The organism is Rhizobium indigoferae, from assembly GCF_034554815.1.
GTDB lineage: Bacteria > Pseudomonadota > Alphaproteobacteria > Rhizobiales > Rhizobiaceae > Rhizobium > Rhizobium leguminosarum.
Map to the genome: position 1 here is coordinate 1,041,383 of NZ_CP140637.1, position 23,466 is coordinate 1,064,848.

At 59.5% G+C, this 23,466-nt stretch carries 21 protein-coding genes and 4 pseudogenes; 18 read left to right on the top strand and 7 right to left on the bottom strand.

Annotation, left to right across the window (positions count from 1 at the left end):
• Window positions 1–330 precede the first annotated feature (330 nt).
• Together U5G49_RS31550 and U5G49_RS31555 are read left to right on the top strand one after the other, a co-directional pair.
• Complete coding sequence (locus tag U5G49_RS31550) at window positions 331–1,875, top strand: Fic family protein (RefSeq protein WP_193445431.1); 1,545 nt, start codon at window positions 331–333, stop codon at window positions 1,873–1,875.
• A 439-nt stretch (window positions 1,876–2,314) separates the two neighbouring features.
• Window positions 2,315–2,587 (top strand): hypothetical protein, encoded by a 273-nt coding sequence (locus tag U5G49_RS31555; protein WP_193445432.1) that lies wholly within the window; start codon window positions 2,315–2,317, stop codon window positions 2,585–2,587.
• 46 nt (window positions 2,588–2,633) lie between these two features.
• Here the strand turns inward: U5G49_RS31555 and U5G49_RS31560 are convergent, their stop codons facing one another.
• Complete coding sequence (locus tag U5G49_RS31560; RefSeq protein WP_193445433.1) at window positions 2,634–3,608, bottom strand: LysR family transcriptional regulator; 975 nt, start codon at window positions 3,606–3,608, stop codon at window positions 2,634–2,636.
• A gap of 96 nt (window positions 3,609–3,704) precedes the next feature.
• Here U5G49_RS31560 and U5G49_RS31565 point away from each other — a divergent pair, with 96 nt between their 5' ends.
• The 3 genes from U5G49_RS31565 (at window position 3,705) to U5G49_RS31575 (ending at window position 5,510) form a co-directional block, all read left to right on the top strand.
• Window positions 3,705–4,253 (top strand): YybH family protein, encoded by a 549-nt coding sequence (locus U5G49_RS31565; RefSeq protein WP_193445434.1) that lies wholly within the window; start codon window positions 3,705–3,707, stop codon window positions 4,251–4,253.
• Window positions 4,250–4,693 (top strand): hypothetical protein, encoded by a 444-nt coding sequence (locus tag U5G49_RS31570; protein ID WP_193445435.1) that lies wholly within the window; start codon window positions 4,250–4,252, stop codon window positions 4,691–4,693. Before U5G49_RS31565 ends, U5G49_RS31570 begins: the two co-directional genes overlap by 4 nt.
• A 529-nt stretch (window positions 4,694–5,222) precedes the next feature.
• Complete coding sequence (locus tag U5G49_RS31575) at window positions 5,223–5,510, top strand: DUF1236 domain-containing protein (protein ID WP_193445436.1); 288 nt, start codon at window positions 5,223–5,225, stop codon at window positions 5,508–5,510.
• Window positions 5,511–5,574: 64 nt separating this feature from the next.
• On the opposite strand, the pseudogene U5G49_RS31580 reads toward U5G49_RS31575, so the two are convergent.
• Window positions 5,575–6,708 (bottom strand): annotated as a pseudogene (locus tag U5G49_RS31580) (glycosyltransferase family 2 protein).
• A 336-nt stretch (window positions 6,709–7,044) separates the two neighbouring features.
• Between U5G49_RS31580 and U5G49_RS31585 the strand changes: the two are divergent.
• The 4 genes and pseudogenes from U5G49_RS31585 to U5G49_RS31600 all read left to right on the top strand — a co-directional run.
• Window positions 7,045–9,219: a putative bifunctional diguanylate cyclase/phosphodiesterase gene (locus tag U5G49_RS31585; protein WP_193445446.1), complete on the top strand. Its 2,175-nt coding sequence runs from the start codon at window positions 7,045–7,047 to the stop codon at window positions 9,217–9,219.
• 562 nt (window positions 9,220–9,781) lie between these two features.
• A complete protein-coding gene (locus tag U5G49_RS31590; protein WP_193445437.1) occupies window positions 9,782–10,054 on the top strand; it encodes a BON domain-containing protein in 273 nt (90 codons plus the stop codon).
• A 514-nt stretch (window positions 10,055–10,568) separates the two neighbouring features.
• Window positions 10,569–10,949 carry a response regulator gene (locus tag U5G49_RS31595; RefSeq protein WP_193445438.1) on the top strand — a complete coding sequence of 127 codons (381 nt, stop codon included), beginning with the start codon at window positions 10,569–10,571 and terminating at the stop codon, window positions 10,947–10,949.
• A gap of 1,027 nt (window positions 10,950–11,976) precedes the next feature.
• Window positions 11,977–12,613: pseudogene (locus U5G49_RS31600) on the top strand (tyrosine-type recombinase/integrase); the annotation flags it as partial.
• A 495-nt stretch (window positions 12,614–13,108) separates the two neighbouring features.
• On the opposite strand, the gene U5G49_RS31605 reads toward U5G49_RS31600, so the two are convergent.
• Window positions 13,109–14,005 (bottom strand): LysR family transcriptional regulator, encoded by an 897-nt coding sequence (locus U5G49_RS31605; RefSeq protein ID WP_193445439.1) that lies wholly within the window; start codon window positions 14,003–14,005, stop codon window positions 13,109–13,111.
• Between the two features lie 228 nt (window positions 14,006–14,233).
• Here U5G49_RS31605 and U5G49_RS31610 point away from each other — a divergent pair, with 228 nt between their 5' ends.
• From U5G49_RS31610 to U5G49_RS31635, 6 genes are all read left to right on the top strand, one after another.
• On the top strand, window positions 14,234–14,968 hold the full coding sequence (locus U5G49_RS31610; protein WP_193445440.1) for an SDR family NAD(P)-dependent oxidoreductase: 735 nt from the start codon (window positions 14,234–14,236) through the stop codon (window positions 14,966–14,968).
• Window positions 14,969–15,018: 50 nt separating this feature from the next.
• A complete protein-coding gene (locus U5G49_RS31615) occupies window positions 15,019–15,771 on the top strand; it encodes an SDR family NAD(P)-dependent oxidoreductase (RefSeq protein WP_193445441.1) in 753 nt (250 codons plus the stop codon).
• A gap of 31 nt (window positions 15,772–15,802) precedes the next feature.
• Window positions 15,803–16,402, top strand: a complete 600-nt coding sequence (locus U5G49_RS31620; protein ID WP_193445447.1) for an NADPH-dependent F420 reductase — start codon at window positions 15,803–15,805, stop codon at window positions 16,400–16,402.
• Window positions 16,403–16,487: 85 nt separating this feature from the next.
• On the top strand, window positions 16,488–16,901 hold the full coding sequence (locus U5G49_RS31625; RefSeq protein ID WP_193445442.1) for a nuclear transport factor 2 family protein: 414 nt from the start codon (window positions 16,488–16,490) through the stop codon (window positions 16,899–16,901).
• A 107-nt stretch (window positions 16,902–17,008) separates the two neighbouring features.
• Window positions 17,009–17,641, top strand: coding sequence for a class I SAM-dependent methyltransferase (locus U5G49_RS31630; protein WP_193445448.1), 633 nt, complete (start codon window positions 17,009–17,011; stop codon window positions 17,639–17,641).
• Between the two features lie 521 nt (window positions 17,642–18,162).
• The gene (locus U5G49_RS31635; RefSeq protein ID WP_193445443.1) at window positions 18,163–18,900 is read left to right on the top strand and encodes an SDR family NAD(P)-dependent oxidoreductase; all 738 of its coding nucleotides are present in this window, start codon (window positions 18,163–18,165) and stop codon (window positions 18,898–18,900) included.
• 30 nt (window positions 18,901–18,930) lie between these two features.
• Here U5G49_RS31635 and U5G49_RS31640 read toward each other — a convergent pair whose 3' ends face one another.
• Window positions 18,931–19,848, bottom strand: a complete 918-nt coding sequence (locus U5G49_RS31640) for a LysR family transcriptional regulator (RefSeq protein ID WP_193445444.1) — start codon at window positions 19,846–19,848, stop codon at window positions 18,931–18,933.
• Window positions 19,849–19,980: 132 nt separating this feature from the next.
• On the opposite strand from U5G49_RS31640, the gene U5G49_RS31645 reads away from it, so the two are divergent.
• Entirely contained in the window at window positions 19,981–20,619 is a 639-nt protein-coding gene (locus U5G49_RS31645; RefSeq protein ID WP_322790947.1) for a glutathione S-transferase family protein, read from the top strand.
• Between the two features lie 232 nt (window positions 20,620–20,851).
• Here the strand turns inward: U5G49_RS31645 and U5G49_RS31650 are convergent, their stop codons facing one another.
• From U5G49_RS31650 to U5G49_RS31660, 3 genes and pseudogenes are all read right to left on the bottom strand, one after another.
• Window positions 20,852–21,151, bottom strand: coding sequence for a DUF982 domain-containing protein (locus U5G49_RS31650; protein WP_193444240.1), 300 nt, complete (start codon window positions 21,149–21,151; stop codon window positions 20,852–20,854).
• A gap of 73 nt (window positions 21,152–21,224) precedes the next feature.
• Window positions 21,225–21,697 (bottom strand): annotated as a pseudogene (locus U5G49_RS31655) (Hsp20 family protein).
• 225 nt (window positions 21,698–21,922) lie between these two features.
• Window positions 21,923–22,816, bottom strand: a complete 894-nt coding sequence (locus U5G49_RS31660) for an SDR family oxidoreductase (protein WP_193444241.1) — start codon at window positions 22,814–22,816, stop codon at window positions 21,923–21,925.
• A 146-nt stretch (window positions 22,817–22,962) separates the two neighbouring features.
• Between U5G49_RS31660 and U5G49_RS31665 the strand changes: the two genes are divergently transcribed.
• Both U5G49_RS31665 and U5G49_RS31670 read left to right on the top strand, forming a co-directional pair.
• Complete coding sequence (locus U5G49_RS31665) at window positions 22,963–23,283, top strand: plasmid stabilization protein (protein WP_284199526.1); 321 nt, start codon at window positions 22,963–22,965, stop codon at window positions 23,281–23,283.
• 5 nt (window positions 23,284–23,288) lie between these two features.
• A pseudogene (locus U5G49_RS31670) lies at window positions 23,289–23,445 on the top strand (BA14K family protein); the annotation flags it as partial.
• Window positions 23,446–23,466: the final 21 nt, after the last annotated feature.

The window sequence follows — 23,466 nt, forward strand, 5'->3', positions numbered from 1 at the left end:
CGACGAGACAAAGACGAGCGACGCAGATCAAGCTTGCCATCGTGCCAATAGCCGCTACGGCGATGAACAGCTTAGGCTCGATCTGCCCGAGCGATCCATGATTCCCTGTTCTCCAAATCCTGGGGAACACGAAGACCAAACGGAGCCAATGGATGCTGCGGCGAGCAAAACAGAGCTTGTTTGCCACTCCTCCGTTATCCACCGCCGACTTTCTCTCGGGCTTGGTGATTAATGTTCACAAAAAGAAGAGGAGGTGATAGTTTTGCGCAAGCTGTGAAGGACTTTCACAGTCGGGTCTAGACCAAGTGATCCAGTTTCGCGGAGACGCTGATGCGTGAATGGCCTACGCAGAGTGTGAGGGATTTTCACGGACGGCCGCTGCCTGAGCGCGGCGAACCGGCTGGCTATGCCGCGATCATGGCACGCTACGATCTGATCTTGCCGCCGCCTATACGGATGGCCGCGATAGCCGAGCGACATCATCCGACATCAACCGAGGCGTGGTTGATGCTGACGCCCCGGTATCGTCCACAGCCCGAGCTTGGCTCTCATCTGGTTTTTGCCTTCAGATACGAAGGCGTCGATCTCCAGGTCTTATCGGCTCTGTTCCAGATCATTGAGACTGACGAGATCGAGGCTATCATCCGGGCAACGCCAACTGGCGCTTTCGCGCGCCGCCTTTGGTTCCTGTACGAGTGGCTGACCGATCGGCAGCTCGATATTCCCGATCCCGGGAAGGTGCGGATGGTGACGATCCTCGACCCGGAGCAGCAATATGCACTGGCTGAAGGCGATCCATCTCCGCGGCACAAGGTCTCGAACAATCTGCCGGGCACGCCGGCATTCTGCCCCCTGGTTCGTCGGACGCCGGATCTCGCCGCGTTCTCCCAAAAGGCGCTCGGTGAACGGGCACGCGAGGCGATGGGTCGCGTTCGTCCCGATCTACTAGCGCGAGCCGCTGCATTTATCCTGCTCAACGATTCGAAGTCCTCCTTCGCCATCGAAGGAGAGCGACCATCAGGCCAAAGGGCAGCGCGCTGGGGCCAGGCCATCGCGCAAGCGGGCGTGCGTCCGCTCAGCCTCGACGAACTCGATCGCCTTCAGCGCATCGTCATCGGAGACGCACGCTTCGTGCGCCTCGGTCTTCGGGACGAAGGCGGTTTCATCGGCGTACATGACCGAGACACCAACATGCCCATCCCCGATCACATCAGCGCGCGGCATGAGGATCTGGAAAGTCTGGTGGGCGGCCTGATCGCATTCTCTGACCGCGCCGCGCGGGGCGCGATGGACCCCGTCGTAGCAGCGGCATGTCTTGCATTCGGCTTCGTCTACATTCACCCTTACGTGGACGGTAACGGCCGCCTGCATCGCTGGCTTATCCACCATGCGCTTGCCGCCGCTTCCTACAGTCCTCCCGGCCTCGTGTTTCCAGTCAGCGCGGTGATCTTGCGCAACATCGACCGGTACAGAGCGGTATTGGAGTCCTGGTCGGCGCCGCTCCTTCCGTTTATCGAATGGCGTCCGACGGTCTCGGGCAATGTGGAGGTGCTAAACGACACGGCCGCTTTCTACCGCTATTTCGATGCCACGGCGCATGCGACCTTCCTCTATGCCTGCGTCGAACAGACGGTCGAACACGATCTACCGCAAGAGGTTCGCTTCCTGCAGGCGTTCGATACGTTTTCCGAAGGGATCCAGCAGCTCATCGACATGCCAACCGCTCAAGCCGAACTGCTACACAAGTTCCTCGGCCAGAACGACGGCCGGCTGTCGCAGAGAGCTCGCACAAAGGAGTTTGCTGCACTGGACGACGCCGAGGTCGAACGGATCGAGGCACTCTATGCCGACGCATTCGAGCGTGACCGGGCCTGACCACCGCTTTCGCGTCTTTGTTCCCAATCGGAAATAGATCTAGTCGCTCTCATCCACTGCGTCAGAGGTGACGCTCTTCGCCTGAATCGAGCTTCAACTAGTCCGTTGCGCGCTCGCAGTCAAACCGATCGTGACACGGCTTACCGCCACACCGATACAGGCGTATGCAAGGCCTGGACGTCAGAGGAGAACTTGGGAGGCCAGGCTTCCCGCTCTGAGCCTCGAACGCCTGCCTCCCGCAGAGCGACTACGCGGCGACATTCTTCTTGGGAGCTCAACTTACCAAAACTTCGGACTAGCTGCGAAAGCATCTCCTAGGTTGCGAAGAAACGGCCCATCCAGGTCGCTCTTCAAGTGAGCTTCAAGGCGTATCGTTCCTTGTGAAATGATCGGCTCATGCACTTGAATTGTAATTTCAAAGCATGTTGCAGTTCGTTCGATGACAAAGCGGAAGGCCGGCGACGTTCGCGACACGATCGAGGGCAACCAGATCGGACTCCGCCGCGTGACCAACGTCGTGGCGCACATGCCCAAGGTGATCGGCTTCGTGCACAATTCTGAATCGGACGCGGATATCATTCTGGCGCTGGCGGAAGCAAGTTACTCGGGCGGAATTAGCGATTTCACGCTCAATTTCGCATCCCATCATTACCAGACGGCCACCTCCCACTCACCGTTGACCCGGGCGAAACCGGTTGCGCGGTTCTGCTGACTGGCACCGGGCTTCGTCAGGTCCATGAAGAGTTGCGTCATACAGGTCACGCCGGGTCCGACGCCGCCATGACAAATGATGATCCTCGCGCAGCGGCCCCGAGCTTGTCGAGCATCCATGTCAGCCCGGCGTCGGCCATCGCGGAGCGCGGTACGAAGGCGGTGAGCCGGAATTCACCGAGCGGCAACAGCGGCTCCGTCATGGCGACCCCGAACCCGGGCGCGAACCGTTCGGCAAAGCGCCTGGGCACGGCGCAGATCAGGTCGGTCTCGCCGACGATGGCGCAGGCGAACATAAAGTTCGGCACTGTCAGCGCTACGCGCCTTGCCAGACCATGGCGCGCGAGAAGCGTATCGACGAAGCCATGCGGATCGCCGCTGTGCGACACGACGAGATGGCCGATCCCGCAATAACCCTCGATCGTCGGACGTGCGAGGAAGGGATGGTCCCGCCGCAGCACCAGCACGAAATCCTCCTGGTAGAGGACACGGCTTTCGAAACGCAGCGGCCCCTCTTCGGAAGGAATAACGGCGATGTCGACCCCGCGGGTTTCGAGGTCGCGAAACGCGCCGCGCCAAGGGCTTCCGGCTTCGTCTTCGGCGAGCGGCAACAGTTGGCGGATGCCGAGGTCGAGACCTGGAGCGAAGCGAGCAATGTCGAGCATCAAGCGGTCCAGGAAGACCGCGGAGACCCCATCCGGCGCACCGATCACCATGCGCCGCCGCGTCGTCGCGGGATCGAACGGCTCGGCGCGGGCCACGACCGAACGGACTTGGCGCAAGGCTTCGTTGATGCCGGGCGCAAGCGCTTCGGCGCGCTCGGTCGGCACGACGCCCTTGGGCGTCTTCAGGAACAGCGGGTCGTTGAGCAGGCGACGCAGCCGGCCCAGCCCATGGCTGACCGCCGAGGTCGAGAGGTTCAGCCGGGCCGCAGCCCGGCCGACGTGACGCTCGGCGTAGACGGCTTCGAACAGCACCAGCAGGTTGAGGTCAGCGCGAGAGAGATCGATTTCGTGCAACATATTAGTGAAATCATATCACTTCATTCATCACGCTCCAAGCGGCAATGTCTTGCTAAGGCGGTCGCGCTGACCGCTTTCCAGCGAAAGGCCCCTGACATGACATCTACCTTTGCCGTGATCCTGCTGGCAGCGCTCGCGCTCACTTCCGAGACTCCCAATGCTTCCGCGAGGGACGACGCGCGGGAGATCGAGGCTGTCTCTGCCCAAGCTGCCGAAGCCCATGCGCACCTCATGCGCGGCGACATCGCCGCCTATCGCCACACGATACACATCGCTCCGGACTTCGTTCTCATGGACCCCTTCGGCGGCGCTCCCACCGGCTCTCCCAAGTCCGACGCCCATTGGGAGCAGATAGGTCGCTTTTTCCGAGGCGGGCGCGACGCCCGCTTCGATCTGGTCGCCTCTTACCGATCGGATGACATGATCGTTCTCGTCGCGAACGAATACGCGCATGTCGCAGTAGGCTCGCTACCCGCGCAGGGCTGGACACTTCGCGTGACGCTCGTTTTCCGGCGCGACGCCGACCGCTGGCTACTGGCGCATCGCCATGCCGACCCCCTGGCCCGGGGCATCAGCCTGAAGGACGCCGGCCAAATCACGCTCGGCAGCCGGGCGCAGAAGCCGGGTCCGGAGGATGGTCAATGACAGCGTCCCAGGCTTTTGCCGTCGCGGCCTTCGCGGTCGCCACCTGGTCATCGGCGCAGCTCTGGTTCGCCCAGCTCGTCATCTATCCGCTATTCGCGAAGGTCGGTGTTGATGACTATGTCGCCTACCACCGATCCTATTCGCGCCGGATACCGCTGCCAGTCATCCTGCCGGGCTTTGCGAGCTTCCTGATGCCGCTGCTCCTGGCATGGCTCGGACCGCCGGCGCCGAACTGGCTCACGGCCGTCGATATTGCCTGCGGTCTGGTCGGATTCGTGGTCACTGTGGCACTTGATATTCCACGCCATACGCGGCTGGAGAAGCATGGCCGTGACGATATCCTGATCGGAGAGCTCGTTCGGTTCAAGTGGCCTCGCACCCTTGCGAGGACCATCACAGCAGGATGTTGCATGGTCGTACTCATCAAAGCGTGGGGATGATTGTCATGAAAAGGCGTCTCATCGCCTCCGCCGGAAGCCAGAGCAATGGAACGGACGCCGACCGCGCAAGAGTGAGAGATAGGCCCGGGGCGGGTTTGAGCCCGTCCGGTCGAGAGAGAGCGCCGGATCGGCTCGTCCGTCTTCCGCTCTTTCGAGGTATCCTCCATGCTTCACGCCGCGATCCCGGGCGTCGCATATTCCTCTTGGAGCGGATAGCGGGCCGCCCTGACGTGTCGAGGGCGAACGCCGGCTGTGAAATAGGATACCGCTCGCGTTTGAGCCCTTGAAAGGGAACGAACCGCTAACCGGCTCCGCCGAACCAGCGCACTCGCGGTACCATGCTCAGCGCCTTCCGTTCAATTATTCCGGTCAACCGAAAAGCTGCGTTTTTTGTCGTATTCGTCATGAGCTCGTGCAGCATGATGGAGAGGCTATCGTCTCCTATTGGCCCGCAGGCATTCCGTGTAGAGCAGGAACTAAACCTCATCGATGGAGTTTACCGGGACACTCAAAAACATCGGAGGATATTATGAAAATACTGGTCATCTCTGCCGCATCGCTGTTTCTGTCACTCGGGGGAGCGGCGTTCGCGCAGACGACGACGGTCGTCGTTCCTGGCGAGGTCAGGACCTATGTCGAAAAACAGGAAACGCCATCCGTCACCTTTGAAGGTGACGTCGCAGTCGGTACGGCATTTCCTGACACGGTCGAGATCCACAAGATTCCCGATCAACCTGATTACGGTTATGTAGTCGTCAACAAAAAACGTGTGCTCGTCAATCCGAAGACCCGCACGGTGATTGAGGTCATCAAATAAATTGAAAGCATCGCGGGCCTGCTTCCAAGGCCCGCGATTCCTCTATCATCCTCCTCCGTCCGCATCAGGTGCTGTTCGCTCGGCGAGCGTGGGCTGAATTCAGCTTCGCATCCACCGCAGCCAGCCGTATCAGATGACGTCGTAATCGCGGGGTCTCCTTTGGGCATTCGAGACGCGAAGGAGCAATATGATCGTCGAATTCAACCTCTTCATTCGCGGCTGATCTTCACGGTTTGCTGTGGTCGTCCCGAGACGAAGACAGTGTTGTATTCGGCGCAGACCCTTCTCGAGCACAAGCCGAACCACGAAACGCGGGTCGCTTCGGAAAATCACCCCAATGGTCACGAGTGACAGATACGTTCCGAGCTTGTCGGAATTCCCAAAACGCATATTTCTGCGTGGCGTCGATTGCACTTCCGATCGCGTATCGGGAGACTTGCGGATTTGCGGCCAGCGAACGCCGGACGACTTCCAGAGCACTTTTGCCCATTCGCAGGTGATCGGAAGACATGCTGCCTGGATGCTTTCGATATCCCACCAGCCGTTCGGGAATGACTTCGATGAAGTAGCGCGCGGCTAGCTTGAGCTCGAAATCGAGGTCTTCGCAGCCAATGCCGGCTGCTGCATACGAGCTATCAAACCCACCTATCGCAAGCGCGACGTCACGCCGGACGAGAAGCGCGCTTCCATTCCCTATATACTTAACATTCAGATGCCGGGCATAGATGTATCCTCTTGCAACATCGGAACTGCCAGGGCGAATGATCTCGTCGTCCTCGTTGATGATGTAATGCAGCGTGTAGACCGCAGCCCAGTGCGAGGACAGCCGGTTGAGAGCGTTCACCTGCTTTTCGATTTTCGTTGGGTGCCAGAGATCGTCCGCATCAAGGAATGCCACGAATCGACGTGATGACGCCTCGATCCCAGTATTCCTTGCGGCGGCGACACCGCGGTTGGGGGTGGACAGGAGGCGGATTCGTGAGTCTGACGTCGCTATCTGCTCGACGAGTTTTGCCGTGTCGTCCGTGGAACCGTCGTTGACAACGATAATCTCCAGGGCGGCGTAGGTTTGGCGCATAGCGGACCGAAGGGTGCGCTCAATATAGGTGGAAGCGTTGAAGGCCGGAATGATCACTGAGACCAAAGGGCGGTCGGGATTAAAGATCCCTCGTCGAACCTTCCCTGCACATGAAAGCATTGTAGATCTCTCGCCACGTCAACGACAAAGATACTTTCGTACAGAGGGGACCGCGTAATTGATTTCTGCCGTTCTTCTACATTCAATTCGAAGCGGGCAAAATCCAGCCGCCTTCGACGTTGGAAGATCGCCTTCAACACGAATGCAATCTAGCTTTGTTCTGTGAGCGCAAACGGACTTTGGTCCGACGGTAGCCCCTCTACTTTGGTGGAAGGGAGTAGATATGTCAGCCGCAGCGGACAAAGGTTATCTGAAAGGAAGTGCTAACCAATCCCCTTCCGTGTGCTTTAACGTTCCCTGTTTTACGCTCTACGCACATAGAAGGACGTAATGCAGATGAATCGGCAGGCGCGGTCGCAGTGGGTTTTGAAATGGGTTCTCCCGGCAGCCACGTCATTGATCATAGGGTGCGTCCTTTTTGGCACCCTCCAATGGGCCGCAGCGCAGACCGATATGGTCGCGGAGGCTCGCCAGCGGGATCTCGTCACACTGATCGTCTCGAAGATGCAGGCTAGCGTTGCTCATGATCAGGAAAGCGCGACGGTCTGGGACGACGCGGTTCGAAAAACTGATGCGCGGGATGTGGAATGGCTTCGGTCAAACCTCGGCGATTGGATGCATACCTACTTCGGGCATGACGTCGCTGTCGTTCTTTCCTCCGATCGAAACCCGATCTACGAGTTCATTGCGGCCTCGGATAACGCTTTGAAGCCGGATGATCTGCGCGTCGCTTATCTGCCGCTGGCGGATGCATTGCAGAAACGACTTGCTGCCAGCGACGCTGAAGGGATCACGGACCGGGTGCTCTCAATCGGCGAAAGCGACCTCACATATGTAGGGCGGCGACCGGCGGTCGTGAGCGTAAAGCCAATCGTCTCAGACACCGGCGACATCGAGCAACAGCCGGGGGGGCAAAATCTCCAGGTGGCTGTGAGGTTCCTCGATCAAAGTTTCGTATCGGAGATCGGAAAGGACTATCAGTTTTCTGAAATGCAGTTCTCGGATGACGCTCCGACGGATGCGGAGCACTCTTTCGTTCCCTTGACGTCTCGTTCGGGCGCCACTGTCGGCTACTTCACCTGGCGCCCATTTCGCCCAGGTGCGAGCATGATGGAAGCGACCCTGCCGGCGGTCGGCCTGGCGGCGGTTGCCATTTTCGCCGCGGCGAACCTGTTCGGGCGTGCGATCTGGAGACGTTCAGCACGGCTCGCCTCGAGTCGTGAGGAGCTCCAGCATCTCGCCTCGTGCGATCCTCTGACCGGTCTTTCAAACCGAGCTCATTTCAGCACCGAACTCGCCGCCCGGCTTGGGGCGGCTTCCCAGGACCAGAGCCACTGCGTGCTGTTCATAGACCTCGACCGGTTCAAAGCGGTCAACGATACTTTTGGGCACCCGACGGGAGACAAGCTCATCTCGCTCGTGGCCCAGCGCATGAATGAGATCATGCCGGCGGCGCTGATCGGCCGCATCGGAGGGGACGAATTCACCGTCCTGCTCGAACAAGTCGACGGTCAAGTGGCCGATGCTGCTTGCGCGCGGATCGTGCAGCGTTTGCGAGAGCCTTTCGAGATCGATGGCGCCCATATCGTCATTGGTGCAAGTGTCGGAGCTGCGCTTGTTGCCGGCCGAGCGGACCCGTCGGAACTCACCCGTCAGGCCGACATAGCTCTCTATCACGCAAAGGCTGCGGGTCGGAACACCTTCGCGATCTTCGGAAACCATATGGACGAACTCCTGCGCAGGCGTCGGAAGCTTGAACACGACCTCCGGCTGGCGCTGGAGACCAGGTCTCAGATCGAGGCCTTTTATCAGCCGGTATATTCAGCGGAGCACAAGGGATTGTCGTCGATGGAAGCGCTTGCCCGCTGGAAGCATCCCGAGGAAGGCCTTATCGCTCCCGACATCTTCATCCCCATTGCCGAGGAAATCGGCCTTATCCAAGAGGTCGGCGCCATCGTGCTCGAGGACGCCTGCGGTGTCATGGCGGATCTCCCTTCAATCTCTATGGCAATCAACGCGTCGGCGCTGGAGCTCTGTTCCGACGGCTATCCTCTTCGTGTCTTGTCCAGGTTGGCGAAATGGAACATCGATCCAAAGAGACTGGAGATAGAAATCACGGAGTCTTTGGCTTTGGGTGGAGAAGGACATAGCGATCGGAACATTGCTATTCTCCGAAATGCGGGGGTGCGGATCGCCATCGACGACTTCGGAACCGGATACTCCTCCTTCTCGAGAGTGCAGAATCTCATGATCGACAGGATCAAGATCGACAAATCCTTCATCGATGCAGTTCAAGGAGAGAGCAGGCCGCTGATCGAAGCGATGATCAATATGGCCCGAGCGAAAGGTCTTAAGACCACGGCTGAAGGGGTGGAAACGGACGAGCAGAGCGATGCCTTAGTGGCCCTTGGGTGCGACAGCCTCCAAGGTTTCCTAATCTCGCGGCCTCTTGCCCGCACGGCCATTATCGATTTGTACAACGGAAGTGGGAAGCGAATAATCACTGCTTGAGGGCGCCGGCCGTCGACCTGCGCTCAGACCGGCTGCGCTGGGGAGCGGTTTGCTCGGGGAAGCGTTTCAAAGGGTTTGGCCTTGAGCGTCCCTAGGCGCCCTACCATAGCGGCCGCCCAGGCTTCGTCCATTTGGGGCATCGTCTCCTGACATCAAGGGCGAACGTCCGATCAGCTTAGAGGGGACTTAATGCATCCAGCGACGCCAACACAGCGTAACCGATGTTCCGCTCCCACGCGCGCCGCCCTGATCTGTGATCGGTTTTCCATGGACGAATAAAAAGAGTGGACGCTCGCCCGCAATGACCGACCGTGGGGCGGTGGTGCTCCACCAGGTGTCCCTTAACCTCTCGACAAAGCTTCACCAGGGAGGTTCTGACTGGAGACGGCAACATTGCTAAAACCTCCCTGGTGTCCTTTTAACAAGGATGAGGAAAATCTAAGCTGGATCGCGCCGAGGGGAAGACGGACCTAAGTCGGACTGGCGACTCCATAGCCCGCTTCTCATATTAGGTTCTGAGGTAATATGACGGTTCGTGGAGGGCAACGACCAGGAGGACGATATGAAGTTCGGTTCCGACAATGCCAGCCACCAAGAGTGCTGCTCCCAGGGCCATAGTTCGGCCTCGACCATGGCGACGATCAAAGCGACCCTTTCCGCCGCTCAGGATATCGACAGCAGTGCCATCGAGATCAGGATGCTCGGCCCTGTGGTCCTGCTCGAAGGCTACATAACGAACGCCGCGGACCGTGATAAAGCCATCTCGCTTGCGGCGATGATCGTCGGCCAGGAGAACGTCCAGGACCGGATGCTAAGCCGTTTCCCCATGCAGTAGCCGACGGGATTTAGACGGGCTGGGACTAAGGTGCGATAGCCCGGTATGAAGTCCTCAAATAGTTCCTCTGTTTTACGGTTTGCCCCCCGCGGAACCAACCGCATCAAAGGAGGAAACAGATGAATATCAAAGGGTATTGCCGTTGTTGGCATGACGTTGGCCTGTGCGCAGTCGTCGACGGTAACAGGAGCGGCAGGTGGTGCTGCAGTGGGCGCAGTCGAATCCCTTTCTTCGGAGCCCGCTGACAGACCACGTAAGTGACGAAGCGAATGAGCGGTTCATCCTCCACTACCAGGACTGGTTTCTGCATGGAGCCGCCTCTCCCTACTTCTGTAAGCGACATGATTCACCGACAACTAAAGTCAACGACGGATAGTTGAGAAAATGCTAAATTAAGCAGTGGATACCCACGAAGTTTTGATTGACGGCCACTCCGGACGGATCTTCGGACTTCAGTCGGACGTGACAGGCACGGTCGTTTTCGATAATCTTGCGCTGCCCCAGAAGGAGAAATATGCCTACGATCCTCATCCTTGAAGACGAACCGTTCATCGCGCTCGATATCGAGACAGTTCTGGAGGGATGTGGCCAGCGCAGCTTCGTAACGCTCTCGACCGGTTCGGGCGCCGTTTCCTGGCTGAAGGAAAACTCGCCGTCCGCCGCAATCGTCGACCCTCGCCTCTCGGACGGCGTCTGCACTGCCGTCGCGCGGCATCTCGTCAATTGCGACATTCCGTTCATTGTCTATTCGGGCGAGACCGAATCCGCTTCCGAGCTGGAACCCGCGTTCGCAGAAGGTCATCTTTTGATGAAGCCGGCCTCGCCTGAGCAGCTTGTGGAAGCCGTCGAGACGGCCTTGTACGGGTCCGACTGTCGGCGTAAGCCCGGAGCATGACGACACGTTATCTGTGGATGCTGGAACGCGAAGGCCGGTCGACCCGCTAGTTCCGGGCGCGTTCCATTGGGCCAGACCATTCACTGTCGCATCACCGTCGTCCAGGTATCGACGGTCTCGGCGCGGAACCGGACTATCGGACTCTGACGGTGCTGGAGAGCGATCAGCGCCAGATGATCGGGGTTACGAAACTGTGGCGCGCATCCAATCTTGCAGCCGAGTAGCGGAATGGCGGTTGTTACCTGCGCTATCTATCGCGACGCTTGTCACGTGCCCCATCCGGAGGTCGCAGATCGTCTCGCGGGTGCGCGATGCGGCGAACATACTCGGCGAGAATAGGATCGTCGGTCAAATACCTCTGAAACTGCACCTCGTCCATTCGGCCGGCGCGGTAGGCATTTACGATCTCTTCTTGGTGGGGCCGTTAAGGTTGCCTGACCCTCACGCTCTGGCGGGACGACGCCGAGCCGTAGGCATAACGGCACAACGCCCGCAGTGCCTTCTTTTTTCTCATTATCGTCCATCGTACTACCCTCCAGGGCGTGATCGCTCGCAGCATCATCAAGCTAGTGTTCTTGATGGAGCGCCCTTGTCGCGATGGAGCACGAATGGATAACATGACCATCGGCCGTTAGTTCCAGCGTCGCTTGCACAGACTTTTCCTCGAAAGACAATCAATGGCGAAATTTCGTGGACGCTGGTGATAATCCTCACTCGCGGAAAAACTTGAAAATCGAGTTTTACCGAGCGTCTGCTCGGCGAGCCGGCGCGAAATTGTCACCCCGGTCGGCCCCTTCGGCTTGGCCGCCTTGAATGGAATCGAACCGACGACCCTGTTGTTAAAAACAGGCCTCCGCCACCAATTTTCAAAAGCACACATCGGCATGACCTCGATGGAATGACCGATTTGGGGCCGGAGAACGAACCCGCTGCGCGGGAGGGCGTCTGCGGTTGAGGTTGCGCCTGGATTGAACGTCGTCCGGCAAGGGCGGAGCATGACGAGCTTCTTCAAAAAGGAGCCTGGACCATGCAGCACCCCCATCTCGACACGCGCGTCAGCCCGCTACGCCAGCGGTTGATCGATGACATGAACATGCGGCGTTTCACGCGAAACGCAGCGCAACTATCTCCGCGACATCGGACGCCTGGCGTCCTTCCTCGGGCGTTCACCAGACACGGCGACCGCCGACGACCTGCGCCGGCTCCAGATCCAGCAGCAGGAGGATGGCGTTCCCGTTCCGACGATGAACAGCATCGTGTCGGCGCTACGCTTCTTCTTCACCCAGACCCCCGACCGCCCGGATCTGGCGCGCAGGCTCGTCCGGCTGGCGCATCCGCGTGACCTGCCTGTGGTACTGAGCCGCGACGAGGTTGCCCGGTTGCTCAATGCCACCACCCGCCTCAAGCACCAGGCAGCATTGTCGGTCGCCTATGGCGCCGGCCTACGTGTTGCGGAGGTCTCCATGCTGAAGGTCGCCGACGTCGACAGCGAGCGGATGCTGCCGCGCGTCGAGCGTGGCAAGGGCGGGCGCTATCGCAGTGCGATGCTTTCGGAGGACCTGCTCACTCTGCTGCGCCAGTGGTGGAAGGTGGGGCGGCAGCAGGGTGTGATGCATCGCGACGGCTGGTTATTCCCTGGCCAACACGCAATGAAGCCGATCAGCTTGTTTGAACGCTGGAGGCAGCCGCGCGGGCCGCCGGATGCGCCGGCGACGAACCGGGAGACGGCTTCATGACCCGGCATGGCATGGTCAAGACTTCAGCCGCAGGCATCACGCCTCCGGCAACCGACCCACATGCGTCCGTGGTGATCATCGCCGCCGACAGGGTCGTGACGAAAGTAGTGACAGGCCAGAAAGACCACGCATACGTACAACGAAGCGGCCTGTCAGTGTCCATAATCCCGCTCACTGGCTGAGATCCTGCGAGCGCGGATATGAGCCGCAGATTGAAATCTCCATAGCCTTCAACTGTGGCCCGCGGGTTCCTTCCTCGGGGACTTTCGTACGCCTGCCGGCGCCCGAAACTCTTCACGGGAGCGGACGGTCCGCCATGCGTTTCGATTTCACGGAGAGCGGCCACTCCGCAGCCCGTCCCTTGGGAACGCCAATCTCCAACAGCAATTTCCCTTGCCTATTTGCGGCGTTTGGCACTGGACGTCAGCCGCGCGATATGGGTCGCCCGGCGAGGCGCGGAGCGTACGCAGCAAGTCGATGGGATATGAACTCTGTGAACAGCCTCACGCGCTTCGTCTTGCGTGTCTCCCCCTGCGTGAGAAGCCAGATCGTCGCAGGTGATTTCAGATCGATCCCTGGAACTTTCGCCAGCAGGTGATCGGCATCTCCGACGAAACAGGGCAGTCTGGTCATGCCTATCCCCTGCCTTGCCGCATCGATCTGCGCGTCGGCGTCCGGCGTCCGGAACGGAACCCCTGTAGCGCGAACCTCCCCTTCGTCGACCCAGTCCGGAAGAGCCTGACCGCCGATGACGATGGGCCGGATCGGATCCGGCGCACCCGCACGCCACGCCGCCAGTCTTTCGCGCGACATATAAACACCCGCAAGCAGATCCGGACCTTTCAGGCCATGAAGATTGAGCGGCAAGGTCTTACGATCGGAGACCATCCGGATCGCCACATCCGCCTCCCGGTTGGTCAGATTCACGACCTCGCCGGTCGATACGATTTCCATCTCAATGTCTGGATGCAGACGGGCAAAATCGGCAATATCCGGCATGAGCAGGTGTGTCGCAAGAAACGGGGGCAGCGTCACCCGCAGAAGCCCGCGTACGCTTTGATCGCGCCCGAGGACGCGCGTCTCCAGTTGGTGCGACGAGGCTTCCATCTGGTTCGCGAACTCCAGAACCTCCTCGCCCGCGGCCGTCAGGCGGTAGCCCGAAGGCAGCTTTTCGAACATCTGCGCCCCGAGGCGTTCCTCGAGCTGGGCGATGCGTCGCAGCACCGTCGCGTGGTTCACCCCGAGGCGCTTGGCGGCAGCCCGCAATGAGCCTCCGCGTGCGGCGGCAAGAAAATAGCGAACGTCGTCCCAGTCGATCATGGTGCATTCCCGCGCCGCGTGGCGCGGCTTCCGAAGCCCGTTCTAGCACACTGAGCCGCAATGTGCGCGAGTGTTGCGGCGCATAGTCATCCGGATGGATCGTTTTTGCACCACCCATGTGCGTGATTGCGCACTCACCGCCCGACTTCGGCGAACCCATATCGGAGTTCTCGGGGGACCTCCCCGTACAGCCGAAGACATGTGACGGCGAAACGAAGGACGCATGACATGAACAGACTGAATGGAAAGACCGCCGTGATCACCGGCGGCGCTACCGGCATCGGCCGCGCCGCAGCCAAGCGCTTTATCGACGAGGGCGCCTTCGTCTTCATCTTCGGCCGCCGGCAGGAGGCACTTGACGCCGCTGTGGCGGACCTCGGGCCCAATGCTCAGGCGGTAAAGGGCTCGGTCTCGGATGAGGCCGACCTTGATCGCCTGTACGACGCGGTGAAGGCAGAGCGCGGAACGCTCGACATCGTCTTTGCCAATGCCGGGGCCGGAAGCCCGCTTCCGCTCGGCAAAATCACCGCCGAGCACATTGATGAGACCTTCGACACCAATGTGAAGGGCACGATCTTCACGGTCCAGAAGGCGCTGCCGCTGATAGGCTCAGGCGGTTCGATCATCCTGACCGGATCGAGTGCCGGCACCACGGGAGCCCCGGGATTCACTGCCTACAGCGCGAGCAAGGCCGCAGTGCGCAATCTCGCGCGGACCTGGGCAGAGGACCTGAAGGGCACCGGCATCCGGATCAACGTGCTGTCACCCGGGGCGACGGCGACCGAACTCGCGAAGGAGGCGCTGGGTGAGGAAGGACAGAAGGCCTACGGCGCGATGACTCCACTCCAGCGTATGGCCGATCCCGCGGAGATCGGGGCGGTGGCCGCCTTTCTCGCGTCGTCGGACAGCAGCTTCATGACCGCCAGCGAGGTCGCCGTCGACGGCGGCCTGGCGCAACTCTGACCCCGGCGCGGTTCCGTGCCTAACTAACGCACAACGAAGGACAAAAGATTATGAAAGCACTCGAAGGTAAGATCGCAGTCATCACGGGCGGAAGCAGCGGGATCGGCTTGGCCACCGCCAAGCGCTTCGTGGAGGAAGGTGCGCAGGTCGTGATCATTGGGCGACGCGAGAAAGCCTTACAAGAGGCCGCGGCCCTTATCGGGAAAAACGTGACAACAGTCGTCGGCGACGTCTCGTGCTTGGAAGATCTGGACCGGCTCTACGCCACCGTGAAGGAGAAACATGGTCACATCGACATTCTCTTCGCAAACGCGGGCGCAGGTACGGTCGCGCCGCTCGCGGCAGCTACTGAGGCCCATTTTGACCAGACCTTCGATGTGAACGTGAAGGGTCTGTTCTTTACGGTGCAGAAGGCCCTTCCCATCTTCAAAGACGGCGGATCGATCATTCTGAACTCTTCGGTCTCTAATGTGATGGGGCTGCCAGCGTTCAGCGCCTACGCAGCAAGCAAGGCGGCTGTTCGCAGCTTCTCGCGGTCTTGGACCCAAGAGCTGAAGGACCGCAATATCCGCGTCAATACGATGAGCCCCGGCGCGATCGAGACTCCCGCCTTGGCGACAACGACCGGCCTCACCGCTGAGCAAGCCGAGGAGGCGGTCGCCCAGTTTGCTGCACAGATCCCAATGGGTCGCAGGGGCAAGCCAGAGGAAATCGCGGCTGCGCTCACGTTCCTCGCCTCCAATGAAAGCTCCTACATCACCGGTATAGATCTCGCCGTCGATGGTGGTTGGGCGCAAGTCTGACCCAGCTTTAACACAGGATCGGAGAAGCATTATGAGCTACTCAATTATAGGATTCGGCAATATCGGCCAGGCTATTGCCAAGGCGTTTGCCCGAAACGGCATCGAAGTTTCCGTTGCAACCACGCGCGACCCGGAAAGCTTTGCGTCCGATGCGGCTGCGATCGGCCCTACGATCATTCCCAAAAAACTGGCGGAAGCCGTCAAGGCGGACATCATTTTTTTGGCTGTCCGTTTCGAGTCGCACCAGGATGTCGCGAAGACGCTTCCCATCTGGCAGGGGAAGACAATCGTCGATGTGACCAATGCCTACGGCGTGCCCCCGGAGGAACTGGAAGGACAGCCGTCTTCCAGGTTCATCGCACAGGCTTTTTTCGGTGCGAGACTCGTCAAGGGCTTCAACCATTTGATCGCTGCCACGCTTGACCAGGATCCCGCCGTAAAGGGTGGCAGGAGAGTGGTGTTTCTGGCGAGCGACGATGACGCTGCCGCAGCGGAGATTGGTGCGCTCGCGAAAAATCTCGGTTTCGCGCCGATCGAACTTGGCGGGCTTTCTGAAGGCGGACTGCTTGTGCAGGCGCGCGGAAATAGTTGGGGCCGGCTGATCTTCAAGGACTTGGTCAAGTTCGACTGACGAACAGGACATCCCCATCAGCAGCGACACGACGCACCCGATCGGATCGAGCGCGATCCGATCGGCAGAAAATGGAGAAGATGCCATGGGCATTGAGAAGAACATCCAGACCGTGAAGGACTTCTTCGCCGCGATCGGCCGCGGCGACAGGGTGGCTCTGCTGGCGCTGGTCGCCGAAGACATCGAGTGGATCATTCCGGGCAAGGACTGGCCGCTGGCCGGAACGCACCGCGGACACGCGGGACTTGCGAATTTGCTCGAGACCGCATCCAAGTCGATAGAAACGTCCACGGAACCCCGGGAGTTCGTAGCGCAAGGAGACCGGGTTCTGGTCGTCGGCTTCGCGAAGGGAAAGATCAAAGCCACGAACAAGACGTTCGAGGACGACTGGGTCTTCGCCATCACGGTCCGGGACGGCAGATTGACCAACATCCGGGAATACATCGACACGCAAGCGCTGGCGCGCGCCGCGCAGATGGGCGCGTCCGGGCAGGTGTAGCGCTGGCCGACTGAGGCCCTCCGTCCGGCATCGAAGGTGAATGAGCCATGGATCGCAGCCTCGCACGCCGCGCGCTCGTCGAATACTCAACCGTAAAGGAGATCCCAATGTACGACCAATCCAAACTATCCGAATTGATCCGGTTCGCCCGTATTGATGCGGGTGCCAACGTCATCGACGTTTATCCAGGCGACGGCGACTGGACGCGCCTGTTCTCCGACATCGTCGGACCCGAAGGTCGAGTCACCAGCTTCGTGCCGGCCGAAGTCGCGCACTTCAAGAACGATCCGGTCGGCCTCATGCGAACGCTCGCACAAGAGCCAGGCCGGGAAAACGTCGAAGCCGTCTCAGCGGACCTCGTGGCAATGCCGGAGGTCACGCAGCCAGCGGATGTCCTGTGGCTGCACCTGTTCTACCACGATCTCCACACCGCGCTGATGCAGGCCAGGGGCGCGACAGCGGCCGCCTTCAATCGTGCCGTCTACGAGCGGCTGAAGCCCGGCGGGTCCTATGTCATCGTCGATCACGCCGCCGCCGCCGGAGCCGGCACAGGTGATGCCCAGTCATTGCATCGCATCGACCCTGCCTCCGTGCGCGAGGAGGTGGAGGCTGCCGGCTTCGCACTGGACGCGGAAAGCACCCTTCTCGCGAATAAGGACGATCAGCACTCAATCAAGGTGTTCGATCCCTCGATCAAGGGTAAGATTGATCGCTTTGCATATCGGTTCGTGAAGCCCTGACAGAGGCCGACGCCAACCCCAAGTCGACCTCCGAAGGGATGTCAGGATACTGCTCGATTGCGCCAGTCTGCAGCAACGTTCGGAACTCGCTGGAGAGCCTACGAACGTCAAGATTGAAGTCGCACAATTGCGACCTACGCCTGGGTCGCGTCATTGCCCAAAGCGGCCCCGGTTTCGCGTCGCGACGTCGTTATCTCGGCCTCGTTCACAGAAATGTTTAACGATGCCGACGACGCCGCGAGCGGCACACCCCGAAACTTTAATACCTCGGTCGCTTGTGGCTCTAGCCCTAACTTGACACGTCACAAACTCCCGAAGCTACTCTACAACAGTTGTGGAGGAACAATATCGGTCGGCACCAGAAGCATTCCTTCTTGGAATAATTCATAGTCGAGTTTGACCGCTACTCCGTCGTTCTCAATGGTTTTATCTGAGCGTCGGGCCGCCCGATCGGGTGCCAAATCCGCCCAGGCAGCTCGGCTCCAAGCGGGTCAAACCAACCAAATTGAAAGATCATTTCTATGGGCAAAAAATTGAATGGCAAGGTCGCCGTCGTGACCGGCGGCAGCGCAGGCATCGGGCTCGGCATTGCAAAGCAATTCGCTGAAGAGGGTGCGCTCGTTTACATCACTGGCCGCAGGCAAAACGAGCTAGACAAGGCTGCTGCCGAAATCGGTCACGGCGCTATTGCCGTCCAGGCTGATGCGTCGAAGCTCGCGGACTTGGATAAACTATATGAGATTGTGAAGAAGAATAGCGGTCATATCGATGTTCTGGTTCTCAATGCCGGTTTCTATGAATTCATGAAGCTCGGCGAAATCACCGAGGAGCATTTCGACAAAACCTACAATACCAACGTCCGGGGTCTTCTCTTCGCCTTCCAGAAGGCCCTGCCGGTCCTGCAGGACGGTGCCTCGATCATTCTGACGGGGTCGATCGCTGCCTCGAAGGGTATCCCAAGCATGTCCGTCTATTCCTCGACAAAAGCGGCTGTCCGCAGCCTTGTTCGTGGCTGGATCATCGATACTAAGGAACGCAGATTCAGGATCAATGTCCTGAGTCCCGGACACACTTTGACGCCGGGACTGTCCGGGCTGATCCCGGCGGAAGCATATGAAGGAATTGCTGGTACCATTCCGCTGGGCCGTATGGGCACCCCGGATGATATGGGCAAGACCGCGCTGTTCCTCGCAACCGATGACAGCGGCTACATTAGTGGCGTGGAACTTGCCGTGGACGGCGGTGTCGCACAATACTAACGATAACGCGGGCGGCGACTGCCGCCCGCGTTAAGTGCCTTCGTCAAGATGCTCACCGCGGAACTCGGCTGCAAGTTCTCGCCTGATAAAGTCGGCAAAGGTTCGTGCTTTTGTCGTCGCTGCGCGTCCGCTTGGAAGGACTGCCCATAGATCGACGGGCGGAAGTTCCCAATCCTGCAAAACACGTTGAACCTTCCCCGAGGCGAGTTCAGGTCCAAACATCCAATCAGAAGCAACGGCCAGCCCCATCGCGGCAAAGACCGCTTCACGCACCCCCTCCGCCGCCGTCAGCCGAATGCGCCCGCCGATGGTCACAGTGCTCCGAGTTGAACCTTTGGTAAAGTTCCAGACGGCACCGCCACTGCGTAGATCATAAATGATTGCTTCATGCGACGCGAGTTCCTCAAGAGATGTGGGCACTCCAGCACGGCTCAGATACTCTGGCGAGGCGATGACGCTCCGAGGACTTTGACCAATTTTTCGTGCCGTCAGCGACGAATCCTGCAGGTCGCCCATCCGCAAGGCGATATCGATTCCTGCTTCCACCAGATCGACGTTGCGGTCGTCCATATGCACCTCGATATCGAGATTGGGATGTATTGCGAGGAATTTCGGCAGGCGTGGGACAACGTAAAGTCGGACGAAGGTAACGGCACCGCTAATTCGCAGCCGCCCACTAAGCGTCGCACTGGAGCCTCTTGCTTTAGCCTCGGCCTCATCCGCTTCCTCAATTGCGCGTTTTGAATGCTCATAGAAAGTCTCGCCGGCTTCTGTTGGGGTGAGGCCTTGGGTGGTCCGCAGAAGAAGTCTGACGCCCACCCGTTCTTCAAGCTGAGCTATCATCTTGGAAACGGCAGGCTGTCCCACGCGAAGTTGCCGTGCAGCGCTCGTGAAAGAACCAGTGTCAACGACACGAACAAAAGCGTCCATCGCGGCCAACCGATTCATATTCATTCCTCCTTGGAATGACGTATATGTCGGCGTCATCAGTTTCGCAGTCAAGTCAATGCGCGCACATATGAACCGTCTGGCACACGGCGCCAGGTCGCTTCAACGCAACCGCCAAGCTTGGAAACCAAAATGATTGGAGTTTACGCCTTCTCGACACCCAACAGCATCCGCGTGCCTATCGCTCTCGAGGAGCTTGGCCTTGCTTACAAACTGAAGCCAGTCAACGTGCGCAAGGGCGAGCAGAAGCTTCCCGATTATCTCGCAATCAACCCAAACGGAAAGGTGCCAATTATGGTTGACAGCGAAGGCTTCGATCGAAGCCCCATTACGATTAGTGAGTCCGGCGCAATCTTGGTCTACCTTGCAGAGAAGACGGGAAAGTTGCTTCCCCGAGAAGGCGTCGGCCGTGTCCGGGTCTTTGAACAGATGTTCTTCCACTTGACCAGTGTGGGTCCGGCTTTCGGGCAGCTTGGTTTCTTCAAGCGCCAGGCGGCTGAACAAATCCCCCTCGCGATCGCTCGTTTTCAATCGGAATCGGAACGCGTGCTGGCCGTGCTCGAAGGTTTGCTTGGGGAGCGCCAGTTTGTCACCGGCGACGTATTTACGATAGCCGACATCGTACACTTCGGCTGGCTTTGGCGGCGGGAGTTTGCCGGTATCGACTTTGAAAACAGCCCAAATATTGCTCGCTGGTACGGCCAAATAGATGCCAGACCGGCAGTCAAGCGAGCGCTACAGAGAGTGGCGGCACTTGTTCCTGCGGCGTGACCAGCAGCTTGTTGATGAATCGGGCGCTGGGCGGATGACGATTAGCAGCAGGGAACAGGATGTCGAGCGTAGAAGAACCGCATGCCGAAGGCTGTCGTGTTGCCGTGTGCGACAAAACGCGGCAACGGTAAAAGTCCCACACGTCCAGCCGCCCTGAGGGATCGACCGGCTCCGTGGCATCGTCATGTAGGGACGAAACAGTGTGAACTCGAACGGTGGACATCGGGCCACCTCACTGTACGTGTGGATCCCGGTCACGCCGCAGGCGTGAGGCCGCGATCATATTGGTTTCCGGCGCCAGCAGATCGTGTTTCTCGGCGAAGGCCAAAAACACGCCACGCGCGGTTTCTGCTTCAATCTCGCCAGACAGTGCCGCACTGCAGGCCTTCAGGGCAATCGCATGCGCGCTGTCCCTGAGTGATGTCGGCCACTCGGAAAGATGCCGGTAGGCATCCATGACGCTGCGAATCTCTGCTGGGAAACCAAGGCCGACGAGAATGGAAACAGGCTGTCTAAACATATCGGGTTTCATCGCTCTCTCCTTCCCAACCCGGAATGTTGATGGGCGCCGTAGTGACGGCGCCCTTTTTGAGCGGACAATGTGGTTAAGCCGCCTTGTGCTCTTCGATCTGCGCGGGAGCAGCAGACATCAAACCAGGAGCGCTCTCGATCGAGATCTTGCGCGGCTTCAGGGCCTCGGCGATCTCGCGAACCAGATCGATCGACAGGAGTCCGTTGCTGAGATCCGCCCCGTTCACTCTGACATGGTCGGCGAGTTCGAACCGGTGCTCGAACGGCCGGCCGGCAATGCCGCGATGCAGGTAGCCATCTGTTGCCGTCTCCTGCTTTTTGCCGGTGACCGTCAGTAGATTGGATTGGAAGGTGATGTCGAGTTCGTCCTGGATGAAGCCCGCGACCGCGATCGAAATCCGGTAGGTGTCGTCACCGGTCTTGACAATGTCATAGGGCGGCCAGTCGCTGATCGAGCGGGCGCGCTGGGCGTTTTCCAGAAGATTGAAAACCCGGTCGAAGCCGACGCTGGAACGAACAGCGGTGCATAGTCGTAAGATGTTGCCATAGCCATATCCTCGTTGAAGCAACATGGATACGGAAGCGCCGAAAGACGGCGCCTCCAGCAAGGCCAGCCCTTTATCAGCGGCTGGCGGCAATCGATTTGGTTTTTGAGAATTTCGGATTCAAAAGTAGCGGCAGAAAAAAATTTGCTCGTTTTCGGCTCCTGCCACCAGCTCAATCCCGCTCATCAACGGCCGCATTAGCCTGAACTTCGCGCAAGCCTTCTCGATCAGGCGATGCCCTTACCGCCGGTAACACCATAGACCTCACCGTTGATGAAGCTAGCTTCGTGAGAGGCGAGGAGCACAAAGACGGGCGCCAGCTCGACCGGCTGGCCGGGCCGGCCAAAGTCGCTGTCCTTGCCGAAGTTCTTCACCTTCTCGTCTGGCTGCCCGCCACTCGGCTGGAGAACCGTCCAGACCGGTCCGGGTGCGATGACATTGGCGCGGATGCCACGCTCGATCAGCTGCTTGGCGAGGGCCTTCGTATAGGCAACGATACCGGCCTTCGTCGTGGCATAGTCCAGCAAGATCGGTGACGGCTGATAAGCTTGGATAGAGGCTGTTGTTATCACCGCAGATCCCGCCGGCATATGGGGCACGGCGGCCTGCGCGATCCAGTGCAGCGCATAGAGATTGGTCTTCATCGTTTTGTCGAAATCTTCCGTAGACAACTCTTCGATCTTTTCGCGGTACTGCTGGCGGCCCGCATTGATAACAAGGATATCGAGACCGCCAAGACCAGAGACCGCCTCGTCGACCAGTTGCCGGCACCATGCCTCCTCTGTGATGTCACCCGGAAGAGCGATCGCCTTGCGGCCCTCGACTTCGATAAGGCCGATCACTTCCCTTGCGTCCGCCTCTTCATCCGGAAGATAGGCAATGGCGACGTCGGCCCCCTCACGGGCAAACGCGATTGCCGCGGCACGGCCGATGCCAGAATCTCCGCCGGTGACGAGTGCCTTCCGACCTGTGAGCTTTCCCGACCCGCGATAACTCTTCTCGCCGTGATCCGGCGTGGGATCCATCTTGCGGGCGAGGCCGGGCGCCTCTTGCGGCTGGTCTGGGAAAGGCGGGGCTGGATAAAGCGTGCGCGGATCGTTCAAGGAGGTCTTGTCGCTCATAATGACACCTATGGTTTTTGCGAATTGCATGGGGAATGACTGTCTGCGAACGCTGGTTTCATCCCTTTGTTCCTGTGACGCCACCGGCTCGGAACAAACTTTTTGCGTTGTCGTTCGTCCTGATGATCAACGAAGGAGGAAATGTCATGCCCCGTGGTGACAAGTCCAAGTACACCGACAAGCAGGAACGCAAGGCTGACCATATCGCCGAAAGCTACGAAGACCGTGGCGTGTCCGAGAACGAAGCCGAGCGCCGGGCCTGGGCGACCGTCAACAAGGATGATGGCGGCGGCAAGAAGGCCGGCGGTTCCGGGCAAGGCAAGCATACCGGTCATCCGGCCGCCCACAAAGGCGGCGAGAAGGGCGGCAAGGCGGCAGCGTCGCGGTCGGCAGCGGACCGTTCGGCTTCGGCAAAGAAAGCGGCTGCGACCCGGAAACGGAACGCGGAGCACCGCGCCCATCATTGATCGGTGCCGACGGCGGCGTCGGCTCGAAAGTGAATGCTGAGGCGGCAGCCCTGTGCGCCGCTCGCTACAAAGTCGTATCGACCGGAAGGCAATACGTATCAACCATTGGAGGGACCGCGGCGCAGCTGCGACATGTCGGATCTCCCTGCGGCGAGCAATTGATTATTGGGGAAGGGTCGTGCG

What these genes read in the sequence shown, in the direction of transcription:
- U5G49_RS31550 (WP_193445431.1), top strand. Translation starts at nt 331, where the DNA reads ATGCGTGAATGGCCTACGCAGAGTGTGAGGGATTTTCACGGACGGCCG.
- U5G49_RS31555 (WP_193445432.1), top strand. Translation starts at nt 2,315, where the DNA reads ATGACAAAGCGGAAGGCCGGCGACGTTCGCGACACGATCGAGGGCAAC.
- U5G49_RS31560 (WP_193445433.1), bottom strand. Translation starts at nt 3,608, where the DNA reads ATGTTGCACGAAATCGATCTCTCTCGCGCTGACCTCAACCTGCTGGTG.
- U5G49_RS31565 (WP_193445434.1), top strand. Translation starts at nt 3,705, where the DNA reads ATGACATCTACCTTTGCCGTGATCCTGCTGGCAGCGCTCGCGCTCACT.
- U5G49_RS31570 (WP_193445435.1), top strand. Translation starts at nt 4,250, where the DNA reads ATGACAGCGTCCCAGGCTTTTGCCGTCGCGGCCTTCGCGGTCGCCACC.
- U5G49_RS31575 (WP_193445436.1), top strand. Translation starts at nt 5,223, where the DNA reads ATGAAAATACTGGTCATCTCTGCCGCATCGCTGTTTCTGTCACTCGGG.
- U5G49_RS31585 (WP_193445446.1), top strand. Translation starts at nt 7,045, where the DNA reads ATGAATCGGCAGGCGCGGTCGCAGTGGGTTTTGAAATGGGTTCTCCCG.
- U5G49_RS31590 (WP_193445437.1), top strand. Translation starts at nt 9,782, where the DNA reads ATGAAGTTCGGTTCCGACAATGCCAGCCACCAAGAGTGCTGCTCCCAG.
- U5G49_RS31595 (WP_193445438.1), top strand. Translation starts at nt 10,569, where the DNA reads ATGCCTACGATCCTCATCCTTGAAGACGAACCGTTCATCGCGCTCGAT.
- U5G49_RS31605 (WP_193445439.1), bottom strand. Translation starts at nt 14,005, where the DNA reads ATGATCGACTGGGACGACGTTCGCTATTTTCTTGCCGCCGCACGCGGA.
- U5G49_RS31610 (WP_193445440.1), top strand. Translation starts at nt 14,234, where the DNA reads ATGAACAGACTGAATGGAAAGACCGCCGTGATCACCGGCGGCGCTACC.
- U5G49_RS31615 (WP_193445441.1), top strand. Translation starts at nt 15,019, where the DNA reads ATGAAAGCACTCGAAGGTAAGATCGCAGTCATCACGGGCGGAAGCAGC.
- U5G49_RS31620 (WP_193445447.1), top strand. Translation starts at nt 15,803, where the DNA reads ATGAGCTACTCAATTATAGGATTCGGCAATATCGGCCAGGCTATTGCC.
- U5G49_RS31625 (WP_193445442.1), top strand. Translation starts at nt 16,488, where the DNA reads ATGGGCATTGAGAAGAACATCCAGACCGTGAAGGACTTCTTCGCCGCG.
- U5G49_RS31630 (WP_193445448.1), top strand. Translation starts at nt 17,009, where the DNA reads ATGTACGACCAATCCAAACTATCCGAATTGATCCGGTTCGCCCGTATT.
- U5G49_RS31635 (WP_193445443.1), top strand. Translation starts at nt 18,163, where the DNA reads ATGGGCAAAAAATTGAATGGCAAGGTCGCCGTCGTGACCGGCGGCAGC.
- U5G49_RS31640 (WP_193445444.1), bottom strand. Translation starts at nt 19,848, where the DNA reads ATGAATCGGTTGGCCGCGATGGACGCTTTTGTTCGTGTCGTTGACACT.
- U5G49_RS31645 (WP_322790947.1), top strand. Translation starts at nt 19,981, where the DNA reads ATGATTGGAGTTTACGCCTTCTCGACACCCAACAGCATCCGCGTGCCT.
- U5G49_RS31650 (WP_193444240.1), bottom strand. Translation starts at nt 21,151, where the DNA reads ATGAAACCCGATATGTTTAGACAGCCTGTTTCCATTCTCGTCGGCCTT.
- U5G49_RS31660 (WP_193444241.1), bottom strand. Translation starts at nt 22,816, where the DNA reads ATGAGCGACAAGACCTCCTTGAACGATCCGCGCACGCTTTATCCAGCC.
- U5G49_RS31665 (WP_284199526.1), top strand. Translation starts at nt 22,963, where the DNA reads ATGCCCCGTGGTGACAAGTCCAAGTACACCGACAAGCAGGAACGCAAG.